Below are 14,346 nucleotides of genomic sequence, written 5' to 3' on the forward strand. Positions count from 1 at the left end.
ACACCTCCGTGACACCGAGAGTTCGCTGTCCGCCAGACGGACCTCGGGCGCGCGGGGCACTGCGTGCCGGATACGGTGGGAACACCATGAGTGCATCGCAGACCTCGGACGTTCCCACGCTCCTTGTCAAGATCTTCGGCAAGGACAGGCCGGGCATCACAGCCGGTCTCTTCGACACCCTCGCCGCCTACTCCGTCGATGTGGTCGACATCGAGCAGGTCGTCACCCGTGGCCGCATCGTGCTGTGCGCGCTCGTGACCGAGCCGTCGCAGGGCCTGGAGGGCAATCTGCGGGCGACCGTCCACAGCTGGGCGGAGTCCATGAAACTGCAGGCGGAGATCATCTCCGGCATCGGCGACAACCGCCCGCGCGGGCTCGGCCGTTCCCTGGTCACCGTGCTGGGCCACCCGCTCACCGCCGAGACGGCGGCGGCGATCGCCGCGCGGATCACCCGGTCCGGCGCCAACATCGACCGTGTCTTCCGGCTCGCCAAGTACCCGGTGACCGCGGTGGAGTTCGCGGTGTCCGGCACGGAGACGGAGCCGCTGCGCACCGCCCTGGTGACCGATGCGGCGAAGCTCGGCGTCGATATCGCGGTCGTGGCGGCCGGACTGCACCGGCGCGCTCAGCGTCTGGTCGTCATGGATGTGGACTCCACCCTCATCCAGGACGAGGTGATCGAGCTCTTCGCCGCCCATGCCGGGTGCCAGGACAAGGTCGCCGAGGTGACCGAGGCCGCGATGCGCGGGGAGCTGGACTTCGAGCAGTCGCTGCACGCACGCGTGCAGCTGCTGGCGGGACTGGACGCCTCCGTGGTGGACAAGGTGCGCAGCGAGGTACGGCTGACACCGGGCGCCCGTACCCTGGTCCGCACGCTGAAGCGGCTCGGTTACCAGGTGGGGGTGGTCTCCGGGGGGTTCACCCAGGTCACGGACGATCTGAAGGAACGGCTCGCGCTGGACTTCGCCCACGCCAACACGCTGGAGATCGTCGACGGGAAGCTGACCGGCAGGGTCACGGGCGAGATCGTGGACCGGCCGGGCAAGGCGCGGCTGCTGCGCCGGTTCGCCGCCGAGGCGGGGGTTCCGTTGTCGCAGACCGTGGCGATCGGCGACGGCGCGAATGACCTGGACATGCTCAACGCGGCGGGTCTCGGTGTCGCCTTCAACGCCAAGCCGGTGGTACGTCAGGCCGCCCACACGGCCGTGAACTTCCCCTTCCTGGACACGGTCCTGTATCTGCTGGGCATCACGCGTGAAGAGGTCGAGGCGGCGGACGTCCTCGACCTGGACTGAGCCGCGCGGAGGATTCGCGGGCCCACCGGCCGCACCGCGCCCGATCCGTCCGGTCCACGGCCGCCCTGTTCGAGGCCGCCCTGTTCGCGGCCGCCGGCGCCCTTGCCGGGAGCGGGACCCGGCACCTGGTCCACGCCGTCGGTGCCCGGCCCCGCCGTCACGCCGTGCGGGTCACTCGCTGGGAGCCCAGTAGTCGAGCAGGGTGGCGACGCCCGGCTCCAGGGACTTCCAGGAACCGGTGAAGGACAGCACGGCGAACGCGGCTGCCGGATAGCCTCGGCGGCTCATTCGCTCGCCCGCGTCCCCCTCGGCCGATCCGGTGAGGATCTCGGCGGCTGCCTGGATCCCGGGGTTGTGGCCGACCAGGAGCACGTTCTGCGCGTCGTCCGGGGTTTCGTTCAGCAGGGCGATCAGTTCACCGGGCGAGGCCTCGTAGATCCGCTCCTCGTACACCGTCTTCGGTCGCTGCGGGAACTCGTGCACCGCGAGTTTCCACGTCTCCCGGGTCCGGGTCGCGGTGGAGCACAGGGCCAGATCGAAGGCGATGGCGGAGTCGGCGAGCTTGCGTCCGGCGACCGCGGCGTCCGTCCTGCCGCGCTCGGCGAGCGGGCGCTCATGGTCGGCCACCGGCGGCCAGTCGGCCTTCGCATGCCGGAAAAGGACAATCCTGCGGGGTTCTGCGACGCTCATGTGACCCAGCTTCGCACGAAACAGGCCACGAGGCGCAGGGAGTTGACGGCCACTTCCAGGGTGCTCAGCGGGCCATGAGCTGCTGTGCCCGCTCGATGAGCTGGGTGATCCCGGGCTCCGCGGTCGCCGCGTGCGCGTCCGCGGGGTTCAGGAGCAGGGTGAGCAGCGCGACGAAGGCGAGTGCGGGCAGGGCGAGGGCCCACCACGGCAGCCGGATGTCGACGCCGCCCCGGGGGGCCGGGCGGGGCCGGGTGTGCGTGCGCGCCGGCATGGGAGCCTCCGCTCTTCGAGTGGTCCGTGTCCGCGTCTCGCGGCCACATCTCGAAGGTATGTACTTCCGGGCTCCCAACCCATCCGGTGACCCACCTACTTGACCCTGAGCCTGGCCCCCTAGGGGATGGGGGTGCCAGCACCACCATGGGCCCCGGGCCGGGGCGGCGGGGGTCTCACGGCGCCAGGATGCTCGCGATCACACCGATGACGATGAAGATGGCGAAGAACGCGCCGAAGACGAGCAGCATCTTCTTCTGGCCGTTCTGGGGGTTCGGGTCGAGAACTGGCATGGGGCAAGTCTCGCACCCGCCACCGGTCCGGCGCGCTCCGGGGGCGGGCGGGTCGGAAAACCGGAGGACCGCGGGCTCAGCGGCCGGCCGCCGCCTCTTCCTCCACCGTGCGGGCGCGGCCCGCCAGCACGCCCGCGGCCATCTGCGGGATCAGCAGGGCGGACATGAGCGCCAGCGGCAGGCCCCAGCCGCCGCTGTGCTGGTAGAGGACGCCCACCAGGAGGGGGCCCGGGAGGGAGATCAGATAGCCGGTGCTCTGTGCGAAGGCCGACAGCTTGGCCACACCCTCGCCGGACCTCGCCCGCATCCCGACCATGGTGAGCGCGAGCGGGAAGGCGCAGTTGGCGATGCCCAGCAGCAGCGCCCAGACCAGGGCACCGGCGGCGGGCGCGAAGTACAGCCCGGCGTATCCGGCCAGCCCGCTCATGCCGAGCACGACCACGATCGGGCCCTGCCGGGGCAGCCGCGCGGCGACGCGCGGGATGACGAAGGCGAGCGGCACACCCATCACCATGGTGAGCGCGAGCAACAGCCCGGCCGTGCTCGCGGGTACGCCCGCATCCCGGAAGATCTGCGCCATCCAGCCCATGGTGATGTAGGCGGCGGTCGCCTGGAGCCCGAAGAAGACGGCCAGCGCCCAGGCGGTCCGGCTGCGGGTGATCCGCAGTCCGGGTGCGGGCGCCTGCTCGCGTGACGGGTGCTGACCGGGCACCCGCTCCCCCGGCGTTCCCTCTTCCGGCGTGCGCCGCTCCCCCCTGTTCCGCTCCCGCGCGGGCGTCCGCTCCGCCGGTGCCCTGCCCCGCTCCCCCACGAACAGGAGCCAGGGCAGTACGGCAGCCGCGGCGAGCGCCGACCACAGGGCGAGTCCCGACTCCCAGTTCCCGCCCAGCGCCTCGGTCACCGGCACGGTCACCGCCGCGGCCAGGGCCGTGCCGAGGGCGAGGGCCATGGAGTACAGGCCGGTCATGGAACCGACCCGGTCCGGGAACCACTGCTTGACGATGACCGGCATCAGGACGTTGCTGACGGCGATGCCCATGAGCGCGAGGGCGCTGACCGCGAGGAAGCCCGCCGTGCTTCCCGTGAACGGACGTATCAGCAGGCCGGCGCCGATGGCGGTCAGGCCGGCGCACACCACCGCGCCCGGTCCGAAGCGGCGGGCCAGCCGTGGGGCGGTGACGCCGAAGACGGCGAAGCACAGCGAGGGCAGGGAGGTGAGCAGTCCGGCCACGGTGCCGCTCATACCGAGCCCGGTGCGGACCTCCTCGAGCAGCGCGCCGAGGCTGACGATGGCGGGCCGGAGGTTCAGCGCCGCCAGCACGATGCCGACGACGAGCAGCCGCACCGTCCACACGCGCGGGCCGGACCGTCCGGCTCCTCGGTCGTCGGCCCCCGGGGCGCCGCCCTCCCGGTGACCCGGCTCCGGGCCGTCGGTGCCCCCGGCGGGCCTCTCGCAGGTCTCCGTGCCGTCGGACGCCGGAGCCGTCGCGCACGCGGTCGTGGACGCGACCGTCCGGGATTCCTCACCAGCCATGAGACCCATCATAGAATCATGGGATGATTGGTTGTCCATGCTGGGAGCGCCGCCCGGTGCCTCCGCCGTGCGAAGGTGTGTCATGCCCCTGAGCCACCCCCGTCGTTCCGCGCTGTCCGAGCAGGTCATCGCCGTGCTGCGCGCCCAGATCACCTCGGGCGAGTGGCCGGTCGGCTCCCGCATTCCGACCGAGCCGGAGCTGGTCGAACAGCTGGGGGTGGCCCGTAACACGGTCCGCGAGGCCGTCCGCGCGCTGGCGCACAACGGGCTGCTGGACATTCGCCAGGGCTCGGGCACGTATGTCGTCGCCACGAGTGAGCTGGCGGGTGTGATGCACCGCCGCTTCGCCGACGCCGACCCCGGGGACATCGCGGAACTGCGCTCCACCCTGGAGGCGTCCGCGGCGCGGCTGGCCGCCCGGCGGCGCACCGAGAAGGACCTCAAGCAGCTCGGCACGCTGCTGCTGCGCCGCGAGGAGGCCTGGGAGTCGGGTGAGGCGGAACCCTTCGTGGCGGCGGACACCACCTTCCACCTCGCCGTCGTGGCCGCGTCGCACAACGACGTGCTGACCACGCTGTACGCGGACCTGAGCGAGGTCCTGCGGGACTGGCTGCGCGACGACGTGGGCCAGGAGCTGACCTCTCGGACGCACATGGACCACTCGCGGCTGCTGGACGCGATCCGCGCGGGTGACGCGGCGACGGCGGCCGAGGAGGCCGCCTCCTATCCGCTCGTGTGCCGTCCGGGGCGTGTCAGCCCGCCTTCCGGTGGCTGATCCACGCCGCCCCGACCTCCTTCCAGCAGCGTCCGGCGAGCCGCACGGTCTGCGCGGGCCCGGCGGCCACCGGGGCGCTGTCGCTGTCGAGGTCCCACCATCGGACGCATTCGATGTGCAGGCGCACGTGGTCGGTGCCCGGATAGGGGTTGTGGCAGTACGCGGTCACCCAGGACCCGTCGACCCCGATCCGGCAGGCGGCCCCGAACGGGTCGCCGGCCGCCGCGGCGTCCGGCCCGCCGTCCGATCCCGCGTCGGCGGGGAGCACGCGCGGGTGCGGCATCGCGTCGTACGGCATCGCGTCGTACGCCAGGATCGGCACGAGGCCGATACCGGCGGCGACGGCGACGGTCATCGAGGCCAGGCGGTAGAAGCGCACAAGGGGACCTCCTCGGCCGTGCTGGGGGGAGGGGGATCACGCGACGAACGCGTACTCCACGGTCCCCTGCCGGCACCGGACCCCGCCTGCCCTGCTGAGCCGGTCGGGTGACACGGCCGAGGGCCCGCACCCTCAGGGGTGCGGGCCCTCGGCACGGCCTGGGGCGCCCCTAGGCGCCGACGGCGTGCAGTCCGCCGTCCACGTGGACGATCTCGCCCGTGGTCTTCGGGAACCAGTCGCTCAGCAGGGCGACGACACCGCGGCCGGCCGGCTCGGGGTCCTTCAGGTCCCACTCCAGCGGGGCACGGCTGTCCCACACGGAGGCCAGCTCGCCGAAGCCCGGGATGGACTTGGCGGCCATGGAACCGATCGGGCCCGCCGAGATCAGGTTGCAGCGGATGTTCTGCTTGCCCAGGTCACGCGCCATGTAGCGGCTGGTCGCCTCCAGGGCGGCCTTGGCGGGGCCCATCCAGTCGTACTGCGGCCAGGCGTACTGCGCGTCGAAGGTGAGGCCGACGACGGAGCCGCCGTTCTGCATCAGCGGCAGGCAGGCCATGGTCAGCGACTTCAGGGAGAACGCCGAGACGTGCATGGCCGTGGAGACCGACTCGAACGGCGTGTTGAGGAAGTTGCCGCCGAGCGCGTCCTGCGGCGCGAAGCCGATGGAGTGCACGACGCCGTCGAGCCCGCCGAGCTCCTCGCCCACGATGTCCGCGAGACGGCCCAGGTGCTCCTCGTTGGTCACGTCGAGCTCGATGACCTTGGTGGGCTTGGGCAGCTTCCTGGCGATGCGCTCGGTCAGCGTGGGCCGCGGGAAGGCGGTCAGGATGATCTCGGCGCCCTGCTCCTGGGCCAGCCTGGCCGTGTGGAAGGCGATGGAGGACTCCATCAGCACACCGGTGATCAGGACGCGCTTGCCCTCGAGAATTCCGCTCATGTCGTTCAGTGACCCATTCCCAGTCCGCCGTCAACGGGAATGACGGCTCCAGTGATGTACGAGGCGTCGTCCGAGGCGAGGAACCGCACCGCGGCGGCGATCTCCTCCGACCGCGCGTACCGGGCGAGCGGCACCTGCGCGAGGATCTTCGTCTGCTGCTCCTCGGTGAGCTCCCTGGTCATGTCGGTGTCGACGAAACCGGGCGCGACGACGTTGAAGGTGATGTTGCGCGAGCCCAGCTCACGGGCGAGGGAGCGCGCGAAGCCGACCAGCGCGGCCTTGGAGGCCGCGTAGTTCGCCTGCCCGGCGGACCCGAGGAGCCCGACGACCGACGAGATGAGCACGACACGGCCCTTCTTGGCCCGCAGCATGCCGCGGTTGGCGCGCTTGACGACGCGGAAGGTGCCGGTGAGGTTGGTGTCGACGACGGACGTGAAGTCCTCCTCCGACATCCGCATCAGCAACTGGTCCTTGTTGATGCCGGCGTTGGCGACCAGCACCTCGACGGGACCGTGCGCTTCCTCGATCTCCTTGTAGGCCTGCTCCACCTGCTCGCTGTCGGTGATGTCGCACTTGACGGCGAGGAAGTCCTTGGGGGGCTCACCCGAGCGGTACGTGATCGCGACCTTGTCACCGGCATCGGCGAACGCGCGGGCGATGGCGAGGCCGATGCCCCGGTTACCTCCGGTGACGAGAACCGAGCGGCTCAACGGATCACCCTTTCGATAGCGGTCTGGAGCCCCTGCGAGACAGGTGCCTTCCCCGAAAACCTATCGGTCCGGGCGCACCGGAAGACATTCGGGCACCGACAGTGGCCGATGGGTCTCACTGTCGGATTCCTACAGAAACGGCCCGGGTCCCGGTCCGCGTCACCCCACTGCCGTGCCGCGTCACGCGCCGTACCGTTCGCCGGGGCACGGGCGGCCGCAGCGAGCGCGGGGAAGGCGGGGAATCCGGGGGGCACGGCATGATTCACTGCCTTCGACGGTCCGTCGGCGAGCGTTCGAAGGGAATTCCCACTCGTGCCCCACGAAGTTGATCAGACGTTCCTGGCGCTGCCCCTGCGCCCCCTCGCCGACGCCGCGCTCGCGCGGGCGCGGGCGCTGGGGGCGGAGCACGCGGATTTCCGGCTGGAGCGGGTGCGTGACGCGTCCTGGCGGCTGCGGGACGCCAAGCCGGCCGGCTCGTCGGACACCACCGACCTGGGATACGCGGTGCGCGTGGTGCACGGCGGGACGTGGGGTTTCGCGTCCGGCGTGGACCTCACCCCGGACGCCGCCGCCAAGGTCGCGTCGCAGGCCGTGGCGATGGCGAAGCTGTCCGCCCGGGTGATCGGGGCGGCGGGGTCGACGGAGCGGGTGGAGCTGGCCGACGAGCCCGTGCACGCCGACCGGACGTGGGTCTCCTCGTACGAGATCGATCCGTTCACCGTGCCAGCCGGGGAGAAGGCCGGGCTGCTGGCCGAGTGGAGCGCGCGGCTGCTGGCGGCGCGCGAGGTGGACCATGTGGACGCCTCGCTGCTCACCGTGCACGAGAACAAGTTCTACGCCGATACCGCGGGGACCGTCACCACGCAGCAGCGGGTGCGGCTGCACCCCGTGTTCACGGCCGTTTCCGTCGACGAGTCGAGCGGCGAGTTCGACTCCATGCGCACCCTCGCGCCGCCCGCCGGGCGCGGCTGGGAGTACTTGACGGGCACCGGCTGGGACTGGGACGACGAGCTGGAGCGGATGCCCGGGCTGCTGGCCGAGAAGATGCGTGCGCCGAGTGTCGAGCCGGGCCTGTACGACCTGGTCGTGGACCCGTCCAACCTGTGGCTGACCATCCACGAGTCCATCGGGCACGCCACCGAGCTGGACCGGGCCCTCGGCTACGAGGCCGCCTACGCCGGCACCTCCTTCGCCACCTTCGACCAGCTCGGCACGCTGCGCTACGGCTCCGAGCTGATGAACGTCACCGGCGACCGCACCGCCGAGCACGGCCTGGCGAGCATCGGGTACGACGACGAGGGCGTCGAGGCGCAGTCCTGGGACCTGGTGAAGGACGGCACGCTGGTCGGCTACCAGCTGGACCGGCGGATCGCGAGGCTGACCGGGTTCGAGCGGTCCAACGGGTGTGCGTTCGCGGACTCCCCCGGGCATGTGCCGGTGCAGCGCATGGCCAATGTGTCGCTGCGGCCGGATCCGGCCGGGATGTCGACCGAGGATCTGATCGGGGGTGTGGACCGGGGCATCTACGTCGTCGGTGACCGGTCGTGGAGCATCGACATGCAGCGGTACAACTTCCAGTTCACCGGGCAGCGTTTCTACCGGATCGAGAACGGGCGGCTCACGGGGCAGCTGCGGGACGTCGCCTACCAGGCCACGACCACCGACTTCTGGAGCTCCATGACGGCGGTCGGGGGCCCGCAGACGTATGTCCTCGGGGGCGCCTTCAACTGCGGCAAGGCCCAGCCGGGGCAGATCGCGGCGGTCTCGCACGGCTGCCCGTCCGCCCTCTTCAAGGGCGTCAACATTCTGAACACCACGCAGGAGGCGGGCCGATGAGCGCGCGTGTGCCCAACGGCGTCACTTCGTCGACCACCGAGCCGCACGAGATCGTCGAGCGCGCTCTCGCCCTGTCCCGGGCCGACGGCTGTGTCGTGATCGCCGACGAGCAGTCGACCGCCAATCTGCGCTGGGCGGGCAACTCGCTCACCACGAACGGTGTCACGCGCGGGCGCACGCTCACCGTCATCGCCACCGTGGACGGTGTGGAGGGCACCGCGTCCGGCGTGGTGTCCCGGTCGGCGGTGACCGTCGACGAGCTGGAGCCCCTGGTGCGGGCCGCCGAGGCCGCCGCGCGGGGCGCCGGTCCCGCAGAGGACGCCCAGCCGCTGGTCACGGGAGTGGCGGGGACGACTGAGTCCCCCGATTTCACCGAGGCGCCCGCGGAGACCTCGTCCGCCGTGTTCGCCGACTTCGCGCCGGCGCTCGGGGAGGCGTTCGCCCGTGCGCGTGCGGGCGGCCGGGAGCTGTACGGCTTCGCCAACCACGAGCTGGTGTCCAGCTATCTCGGCACGTCCACGGGCCTGCGGCTGCGGCACGACCAGCCCAACGGGACGCTGGAGCTCAACGCCAAGTCGCCGGACCGTACCCGCTCGGCGTGGGCAGGCCGCTCCACGCGGGACTTCAAGGACGTCGACCCGGCGGCGCTCGACGCCGAGCTGGCGGTGCGGCTGGGCTGGGCCGAGCGGCGGCTCGAGCTGCCCGCCGGCCGGTACGAGACGCTGCTGCCGCCGACCGCCGTCGCGGACCTGCTGATCTACCAGCTGTGGTCGGCCTCCGGCCGGGACGCGGCCGAGGGCCGCACGGTGTTCTCCAAGCCGGGCGGCGGCACCCGGACCGGCGAGCGGCTGACCGGGCTGCCGCTGAGCCTGCGCAGCGACCCGAACGAGCCGGGTCTGGAGTCGGCCCCGTTCGTGATCGCGCACTCCTCCGGGGGCGACCGGTCGGTGTTCGACAACGGGCTGCCGCTGACGGCCACCGACTGGGTACGGGAGGGCGAGCTGAACCGGCTGACCACCAGCAGGCACAGCGCGGCCCTCAGCGGACTGCCGGTGGCGCCCGCGATCGACAACCTGATCCTGGACGGCGGCGGCGACCGCTCCCTCGAGGAAATGGTCGCGGCCACCAAGCGCGGGCTGCTGCTGACCTGCCTGTGGTACATCCGCGAGGTGGACCCGGCGACCCTGCTGCTCACCGGTCTGACCCGGGACGGCGTCTACCTCGTCGAGGACGGCGAGGTCGTCGGCGAGGTCAACAACTTCCGGTTCAACGAGTCGCCGGTGGACCTGCTGGGCCGGGCCACGGAGGCGGGGCGTACGGAGAAGACGCTGCCCAGGGAGTGGGGCGACTGGTTCACCAGGGCCGCGATGCCCGCGCTGCGGGTCCCCGATTTCAATATGAGTTCTGTCAGCCAGGGCGTATAACCTCGTTGCTGTCCGGGCTGTCACCCGACTGCCCGGGCGGCAACGAACCGAAGAAGTACCGAGGAGACGCGAGCACCGTGACGGACATCGTCGACGAGCTGAAGTGGCGCGGGCTGTTCGCCCAGTCCACCGACGAGGACGCCTTGCGCAAGGCGATCGCGGACGGTCCTGTCACGTTCTATTGCGGCTTCGACCCGACCGCGCCGTCACTGCACGTCGGACACCTGGTGCAGGTGCTCACGATGCGCCGGCTCCAGCAGGCCGGACTCCGGCCGCTGGCGCTGGTGGGCGGTGCCACGGGCCAGATCGGCGACCCCCGCCCGACGGCGGAGCGCACGCTGAACGACCCGGAGACGGTGTCCGGCTGGGTGGACCGGCTGCGTGGCCAGATCGAGCCGTTCCTGTCCTTCGAGGGCGAGAACGCGGCCACGATGGTCAACAACCTCGACTGGACGCAGAACCTGTCCGCGATCGAGTTCCTGCGGGACATCGGCAAGCACTTCCGCGTCAACAAGATGCTGACGAAGGACTCCGTCGCACGGCGGCTGGAGTCCTCCGAGGGCATCAGCTACACGGAGTTCAGCTACCAGCTCCTGCAGGGCATGGACTTCCTCCAGCTGTACCGGCGCTACGGCTGCACGCTCCAGCAGGGCGGCAGCGACCAGTGGGGCAACCTCACGGCCGGGCTCGACCTGATCCACCGCCTGGAGCCGGACGCCGAGGCGCACGCGCTGGCGACGCCGCTGATGACGAAGGCGGACGGCACCAAGTTCGGCAAGACCGAGGGTGGCGCCGTCTGGCTCGACCCGGAGATGACCACGCCGTACGCGTTCTACCAGTTCTGGCTGAACGTGGACGACCGGGACATCTCGACCTACATGCGCATCCTGTCCTTCAGGTCCCGCGAGGAGCTGGAGGCGCTGGAGCAGCAGACGGCGGAGCGTCCGCAGGCGCGCGCGGCGCAGCGCGCCCTGGCGGAGGAGCTGACGACGCTGGTGCACGGCGCCGGTCAGACGGCCGCCGTGATCGCCGCCTCGAAGGCGCTGTTCGGTCGGGGCGAGCTGGCGGAGCTGGACGAGCGGACGCTGGCGGCGGCCCTCTCGGAGGTGCCGCATGTCCGGGTCGCCGACCTCGGCCCGGTCGTCGACCTGTTCGCCGAGGTCGGCCTGGTCCCCAGCAAGTCGGCCGCGCGGCGCACGGTGAAGGAGGGCGGTGCCTACGTGAACAACGTCAAGGTCACCGCCGAGGACGCCGTCCCCTCGAAGGAGGATCTGCTGCACGGCCGCTGGCTGGTGCTGCGCCGCGGCAAGAAGAACCTCGCGGCGGTGGAGGTCACGACCGCCTGAGCACACCGCTCGGGCGCGTCACGTGAACGTCCTCGCGTGAACCGTCCTCACGTGACATGACAGGGGCGGTCTCCGGCGGGGTGTGGGTGTCCCCTGTTCCCGGAGGCCGCCTCCCGTCGTCGCATCGCCGGGGCCGGCGCGTCGTGCCCGGCGTACGGGGCGTGCCGGCGTACGTCAGGTCCGCTGGGTGCGCTTGCCCTTCATCTGCACGTACAGCATGTCGACGAGGAAGACGATGACGACCGCCGCCACCACCTGGAAGATGTGCCGGATCCAGTCGATGCCCGAGGTCGCCTCGACCCCGAAGCCCCGCGCGATGGCGTTGCCCGCGAGGGCGCCGAGGATGCCGCAGATGGTGGTCAGCCACAGTGGACTGTGCTGCTTTCCCGGGATGATCGCCTTCGCGATCAGACCGAGCACGAACCCCACGATGATCGCCCACAACCAGCCCATGACTGCCTCCTGGTACACCTTGACGCGAGCATTACGGCCAGTGTCGGCCCGGACTCGTTACGCCGCATGTCGGCCGTGCCGTACGGACCGCGGCGCAGACCGGGTGGACGGACCGGGGTACGGGCCCGGGGCGCGGACGGGGACACGGGCCGGGCGCCCCGGCCTCGTGGGCGGTGGGGGTGCGGCGTAACGTGGTGATGTGCGGGCCCGAGTCCCGGCCGGTCGCAGAACGGCCGGAGGCAGGGAAAGTCCGATTCGGGCGGATGGTGGAACGCGATGCGGAAGCAGCACGGCAACGGCGGCGTCCAGGTCTTCCGGATCACCGGTGCCAGAACGGGTCTTCAGGAGGACGTGCGCGGGCGGCAGCGCCGGTACGTGATCTCGATGATCGTTCGTACGATTTCGGTCGTCCTCGCGGCCACGCTCTGGAACGTGGAACGGCACGTCGCGATCGTGGCGCTGGCTCTCGGCATGCTGCTGCCGTACATCGCGGTGGTGATCGCCAACGCCGGGCGTGAAAACGCGCCGTCGCTGCCGTCGGCTCATCTGACGCCGCAGATGCGACCGATGATCACATCTGCACGGACGAATGACGGTCCGGCGGAACCCGGGACGGAAGATGTGACGTCCGAGCCCGCCCCCGGCGCACGAACGGAGCGGCCCGAGCCGTCATGGCCTTCGGGACATGACCATGACCGGCCGTAAGCGGAAGACGTTAACCCGCCAAGCTCAAGAAAAGCTCAGATCAATCATGTTGTTCCGGTGCCGGGGGCGGGGTGACCCGTGACATACTTCGTACGCGCTCCGCATCCCCCGTCGGAGCGACGGACCGACGCCGGGCAGCTCCCCCCGTGGCTGCTCGGCGTCGCCTTTTCTCCCGCTTTCACCCTTTCGCGCGGAACGTCGCACTGCGCCGACCGGGTTGCCGACCGGGTTAGGGTCGGCGGTGTGATGGACCCTGATCCCGAGACGCCGATCTGTTCCGCGAAGGGCTGCCGTGCCGCCGCCGTGTGGGTGCTCGCCTGGAACAACCCGAAGCTGCACACGCCGGAGCGCCGCAAGACCTGGCTCGCGTGCGAGGAGCACCGGGAGCACCTGTCGCAGTTCCTCGGTGTGCGCGGGTTCCTGAAGGACGTCGTGCGCTTCGAGGAGTGGAAGGCGCCCGAAGGGGCGTAAGGCCCGAGGCCGCTCCACGGACCCCTCGGGCCCTCCCGGCGGCCCTCAGCCGCCGATCGCCGACATCGGGCGGTCCGGCTGGACGAAGGACGGGTCGTCGAGGCCGGCGCCCGCCTTCTTGCCCCACATCGCCAGTTTCCAGATCCGGGCGATCTCCTCGTCGGAGGCGTCGGAGCGCAGGGCGGCGCGCAGGTCCGTCTCCTCGGTGGCGAACAGGCATGTGCGTATCTGTCCGTCGGCGGTGAGGCGGGTGCGGTCGCAGGCCGCGCAGAACGGCCGGGTGACGGAGGCGATGACCCCCACGCGGTGCGGGCCGCCGTCCACCAGCCAGCGCTCGGCGGGGGCCGAGCCCCGGGCCTCGTCGCCCTCGGGGGTCAGCTCGAAGCGGGTGCGCAGGGAGGTGAGGATGTCGCCGGCGGTGATCATCCCGTCGCGCTTCCAGCCGTGCTGGGCGTCCAGCGGCATCTGCTCGATGAAGCGCAGCTCGTAGTCGTGCTCCACGGCCCAGGCGAGCAGGTCGGGGGCCTCGTCGCCGTTGAGCCCCGGCATCAGGACCGAGTTGACCTTCACCGGGGTCAGACCGGCTTCGCGGGCCGCGTGCAGGCCGTCGACGACGTCCTGGTGGCGGTTGCGGCGGGTGAGGGTCTTGAAGACGTCCGGGCGGAGCGTGTCCAGGGAGACGTTGACCCGGTCCAGGCCGGCCTCCTTCAGTGCCGCCGCCGTGCGCCGCAGGCCGATGCCGTTCGTGGTGAGGGACATCTGGGGGCGGGGCTCCAGGGCGGCGACACGCTCGACGATGCCGACCAGGCCGGGGCGGAGGAGGGGTTCACCGCCGGTGAAGCGGACCTCCTCGATGCCGAGGGAGGTGACGGCGATGTCGACGAGGCGGACGATCTCGTCGTCCGTCAGCAGGTCGGGCTTGGCGAGCCACTGCAGGCCCTCCTCGGGCATGCAGTAGGTGCACCGCAGATTGCACCGGTCGGTCAGTGACACCCTCAGGTCGGTGGCCACCCGGCCGTACGTGTCGATGAGCACGTGGGCCCCCTCCCTCCACTCGGATCACTCATGCTCCGTATCTGTGAGCCTACGTGACGCCACCGACAAGCCACAGTGTCCCGGGACCACGAGATGCGCGACGGCCGCGGGGGGGGGGCCCCCCCCGGGGGCCCCCCCCCGGCGGGGGGGGGGGGGGGGCCGGGCCGGGGGGGGGGGGCCCGGGCGGGGGGCG

The 14,346-nt window shown here is 71.4% G+C and carries 16 protein-coding genes; 7 read left to right on the forward strand and 9 right to left on the reverse strand.

Annotated elements, in window-relative coordinates; all coding sequences use genetic code 11:
* Positions 1-86 precede the first annotated feature (86 nt).
* Complete coding sequence (gene serB, locus ACIF80_RS35180) at positions 87-1,295, forward strand: phosphoserine phosphatase SerB (protein WP_399812453.1); 1,209 nt, start codon at positions 87-89, stop codon at positions 1,293-1,295.
* Positions 1,296-1,466: 171 nt separating this feature from the next.
* Here the strand turns inward: serB and ACIF80_RS35185 are convergent, their stop codons facing one another.
* From ACIF80_RS35185 to ACIF80_RS35200, 4 genes are all read right to left on the reverse strand, one after another.
* Positions 1,467-1,985, reverse strand: coding sequence for a SixA phosphatase family protein (locus ACIF80_RS35185; RefSeq protein ID WP_399812456.1), 519 nt, complete (start codon positions 1,983-1,985; stop codon positions 1,467-1,469).
* Between the two features lie 64 nt (positions 1,986-2,049).
* A complete protein-coding gene (locus ACIF80_RS35190; protein ID WP_399812459.1) occupies positions 2,050-2,256 on the reverse strand; it encodes a hypothetical protein in 207 nt (68 codons plus the stop codon).
* A gap of 175 nt (positions 2,257-2,431) precedes the next feature.
* A complete protein-coding gene (locus ACIF80_RS35195; RefSeq protein WP_095534108.1) occupies positions 2,432-2,548 on the reverse strand; it encodes an SGM_5486 family transporter-associated protein in 117 nt (38 codons plus the stop codon).
* Positions 2,549-2,624: 76 nt separating this feature from the next.
* Complete coding sequence (locus ACIF80_RS35200; protein WP_399812462.1) at positions 2,625-4,091, reverse strand: CynX/NimT family MFS transporter; 1,467 nt, start codon at positions 4,089-4,091, stop codon at positions 2,625-2,627.
* A gap of 73 nt (positions 4,092-4,164) precedes the next feature.
* Between ACIF80_RS35200 and ACIF80_RS35205 the strand changes: the two genes are divergently transcribed.
* A complete protein-coding gene (locus tag ACIF80_RS35205) occupies positions 4,165-4,857 on the forward strand; it encodes a FadR/GntR family transcriptional regulator (protein ID WP_399812465.1) in 693 nt (230 codons plus the stop codon).
* On the opposite strand, the gene ACIF80_RS35210 is transcribed toward ACIF80_RS35205, so the two are convergent.
* The 3 genes from ACIF80_RS35210 to fabG all read right to left on the reverse strand — a co-directional run bounded on the left by ACIF80_RS35210 (position 4,835) and on the right by fabG (position 6,883).
* Positions 4,835-5,212: a hypothetical protein gene (locus ACIF80_RS35210; RefSeq protein WP_399812574.1), complete on the reverse strand. Its 378-nt coding sequence runs from the start codon at positions 5,210-5,212 to the stop codon at positions 4,835-4,837. The genes ACIF80_RS35205 and ACIF80_RS35210 overlap by 23 nt on opposite strands.
* A 193-nt stretch (positions 5,213-5,405) precedes the next feature.
* Positions 5,406-6,173 carry an enoyl-ACP reductase FabI gene (gene fabI / locus ACIF80_RS35215; protein ID WP_399812467.1) on the reverse strand — a complete coding sequence of 256 codons (768 nt, stop codon included), beginning with the start codon at positions 6,171-6,173 and terminating at the stop codon, positions 5,406-5,408.
* A 5-nt stretch (positions 6,174-6,178) separates the two neighbouring features.
* Positions 6,179-6,883: a 3-oxoacyl-[acyl-carrier-protein] reductase gene (fabG, locus tag ACIF80_RS35220; RefSeq protein WP_399812470.1), complete on the reverse strand. Its 705-nt coding sequence runs from the start codon at positions 6,881-6,883 to the stop codon at positions 6,179-6,181.
* A gap of 312 nt (positions 6,884-7,195) precedes the next feature.
* On the opposite strand from fabG, the gene ACIF80_RS35225 reads away from it, so the two are divergent.
* From ACIF80_RS35225 to tyrS, 3 genes are all read left to right on the forward strand, one after another.
* Positions 7,196-8,719 (forward strand): TldD/PmbA family protein, encoded by a 1,524-nt coding sequence (locus ACIF80_RS35225; protein WP_399812472.1) that lies wholly within the window; start codon positions 7,196-7,198, stop codon positions 8,717-8,719.
* Positions 8,716-10,143: a metallopeptidase TldD-related protein gene (locus tag ACIF80_RS35230; protein WP_399812474.1), complete on the forward strand. Its 1,428-nt coding sequence runs from the start codon at positions 8,716-8,718 to the stop codon at positions 10,141-10,143. Before ACIF80_RS35225 ends, ACIF80_RS35230 begins: the two co-directional genes overlap by 4 nt.
* A gap of 77 nt (positions 10,144-10,220) precedes the next feature.
* On the forward strand, positions 10,221-11,489 hold the full coding sequence (tyrS, locus tag ACIF80_RS35235) for a tyrosine--tRNA ligase (protein ID WP_399812477.1): 1,269 nt from the start codon (positions 10,221-10,223) through the stop codon (positions 11,487-11,489).
* 174 nt (positions 11,490-11,663) lie between these two features.
* Here tyrS and ACIF80_RS35240 read toward each other — a convergent pair whose 3' ends face one another.
* Positions 11,664-11,942 (reverse strand): GlsB/YeaQ/YmgE family stress response membrane protein, encoded by a 279-nt coding sequence (locus ACIF80_RS35240; RefSeq protein WP_399812479.1) that lies wholly within the window; start codon positions 11,940-11,942, stop codon positions 11,664-11,666.
* 276 nt (positions 11,943-12,218) lie between these two features.
* On the opposite strand from ACIF80_RS35240, the gene ACIF80_RS35245 reads away from it, so the two are divergent.
* Entirely contained in the window at positions 12,219-12,647 is a 429-nt protein-coding gene (locus ACIF80_RS35245) for a DUF3099 domain-containing protein (RefSeq protein WP_399812481.1), read from the forward strand.
* A gap of 246 nt (positions 12,648-12,893) precedes the next feature.
* Positions 12,894-13,118 (forward strand): hypothetical protein, encoded by a 225-nt coding sequence (locus ACIF80_RS35250; RefSeq protein ID WP_055597603.1) that lies wholly within the window; start codon positions 12,894-12,896, stop codon positions 13,116-13,118.
* A 45-nt stretch (positions 13,119-13,163) separates the two neighbouring features.
* Here ACIF80_RS35250 and moaA read toward each other — a convergent pair whose 3' ends face one another.
* A complete protein-coding gene (gene moaA, locus ACIF80_RS35255) occupies positions 13,164-14,153 on the reverse strand; it encodes a GTP 3',8-cyclase MoaA (protein ID WP_399812485.1) in 990 nt (329 codons plus the stop codon).
* Positions 14,154-14,346 lie beyond the last annotated feature (193 nt).

Source organism: Streptomyces sp. NPDC085927 (genome assembly GCF_044540975.1).
Classification (GTDB): Bacteria; Actinomycetota; Actinomycetes; order Streptomycetales; family Streptomycetaceae; genus Streptomyces; species Streptomyces hirsutus.

Coding starts and splice junctions, on each gene's coding strand:
- ACIF80_RS35245 (WP_399812481.1), top strand. CDS start 12,219: ATGCGGAAGCAGCACGGCAACGGCGGCGTCCAGGTCTTCCGGATCACC.
- ACIF80_RS35205 (WP_399812465.1), top strand. CDS start 4,165: ATGCCCCTGAGCCACCCCCGTCGTTCCGCGCTGTCCGAGCAGGTCATC.
- ACIF80_RS35250 (WP_055597603.1), top strand. CDS start 12,894: ATGGACCCTGATCCCGAGACGCCGATCTGTTCCGCGAAGGGCTGCCGT.
- ACIF80_RS35185 (WP_399812456.1), bottom strand. CDS start 1,985: ATGAGCGTCGCAGAACCCCGCAGGATTGTCCTTTTCCGGCATGCGAAG.
- ACIF80_RS35195 (WP_095534108.1), bottom strand. CDS start 2,548: ATGCCAGTTCTCGACCCGAACCCCCAGAACGGCCAGAAGAAGATGCTG.
- ACIF80_RS35210 (WP_399812574.1), bottom strand. CDS start 5,212: ATGACCGTCGCCGTCGCCGCCGGTATCGGCCTCGTGCCGATCCTGGCG.
- ACIF80_RS35240 (WP_399812479.1), bottom strand. CDS start 11,942: ATGGGCTGGTTGTGGGCGATCATCGTGGGGTTCGTGCTCGGTCTGATC.
- ACIF80_RS35190 (WP_399812459.1), bottom strand. CDS start 2,256: ATGCCGGCGCGCACGCACACCCGGCCCCGCCCGGCCCCCCGGGGCGGC.
- serB (WP_399812453.1), top strand. CDS start 87: ATGAGTGCATCGCAGACCTCGGACGTTCCCACGCTCCTTGTCAAGATC.
- ACIF80_RS35230 (WP_399812474.1), top strand. CDS start 8,716: ATGAGCGCGCGTGTGCCCAACGGCGTCACTTCGTCGACCACCGAGCCG.
- fabI (WP_399812467.1), bottom strand. CDS start 6,173: ATGAGCGGAATTCTCGAGGGCAAGCGCGTCCTGATCACCGGTGTGCTG.
- ACIF80_RS35200 (WP_399812462.1), bottom strand. CDS start 4,091: ATGGGTCTCATGGCTGGTGAGGAATCCCGGACGGTCGCGTCCACGACC.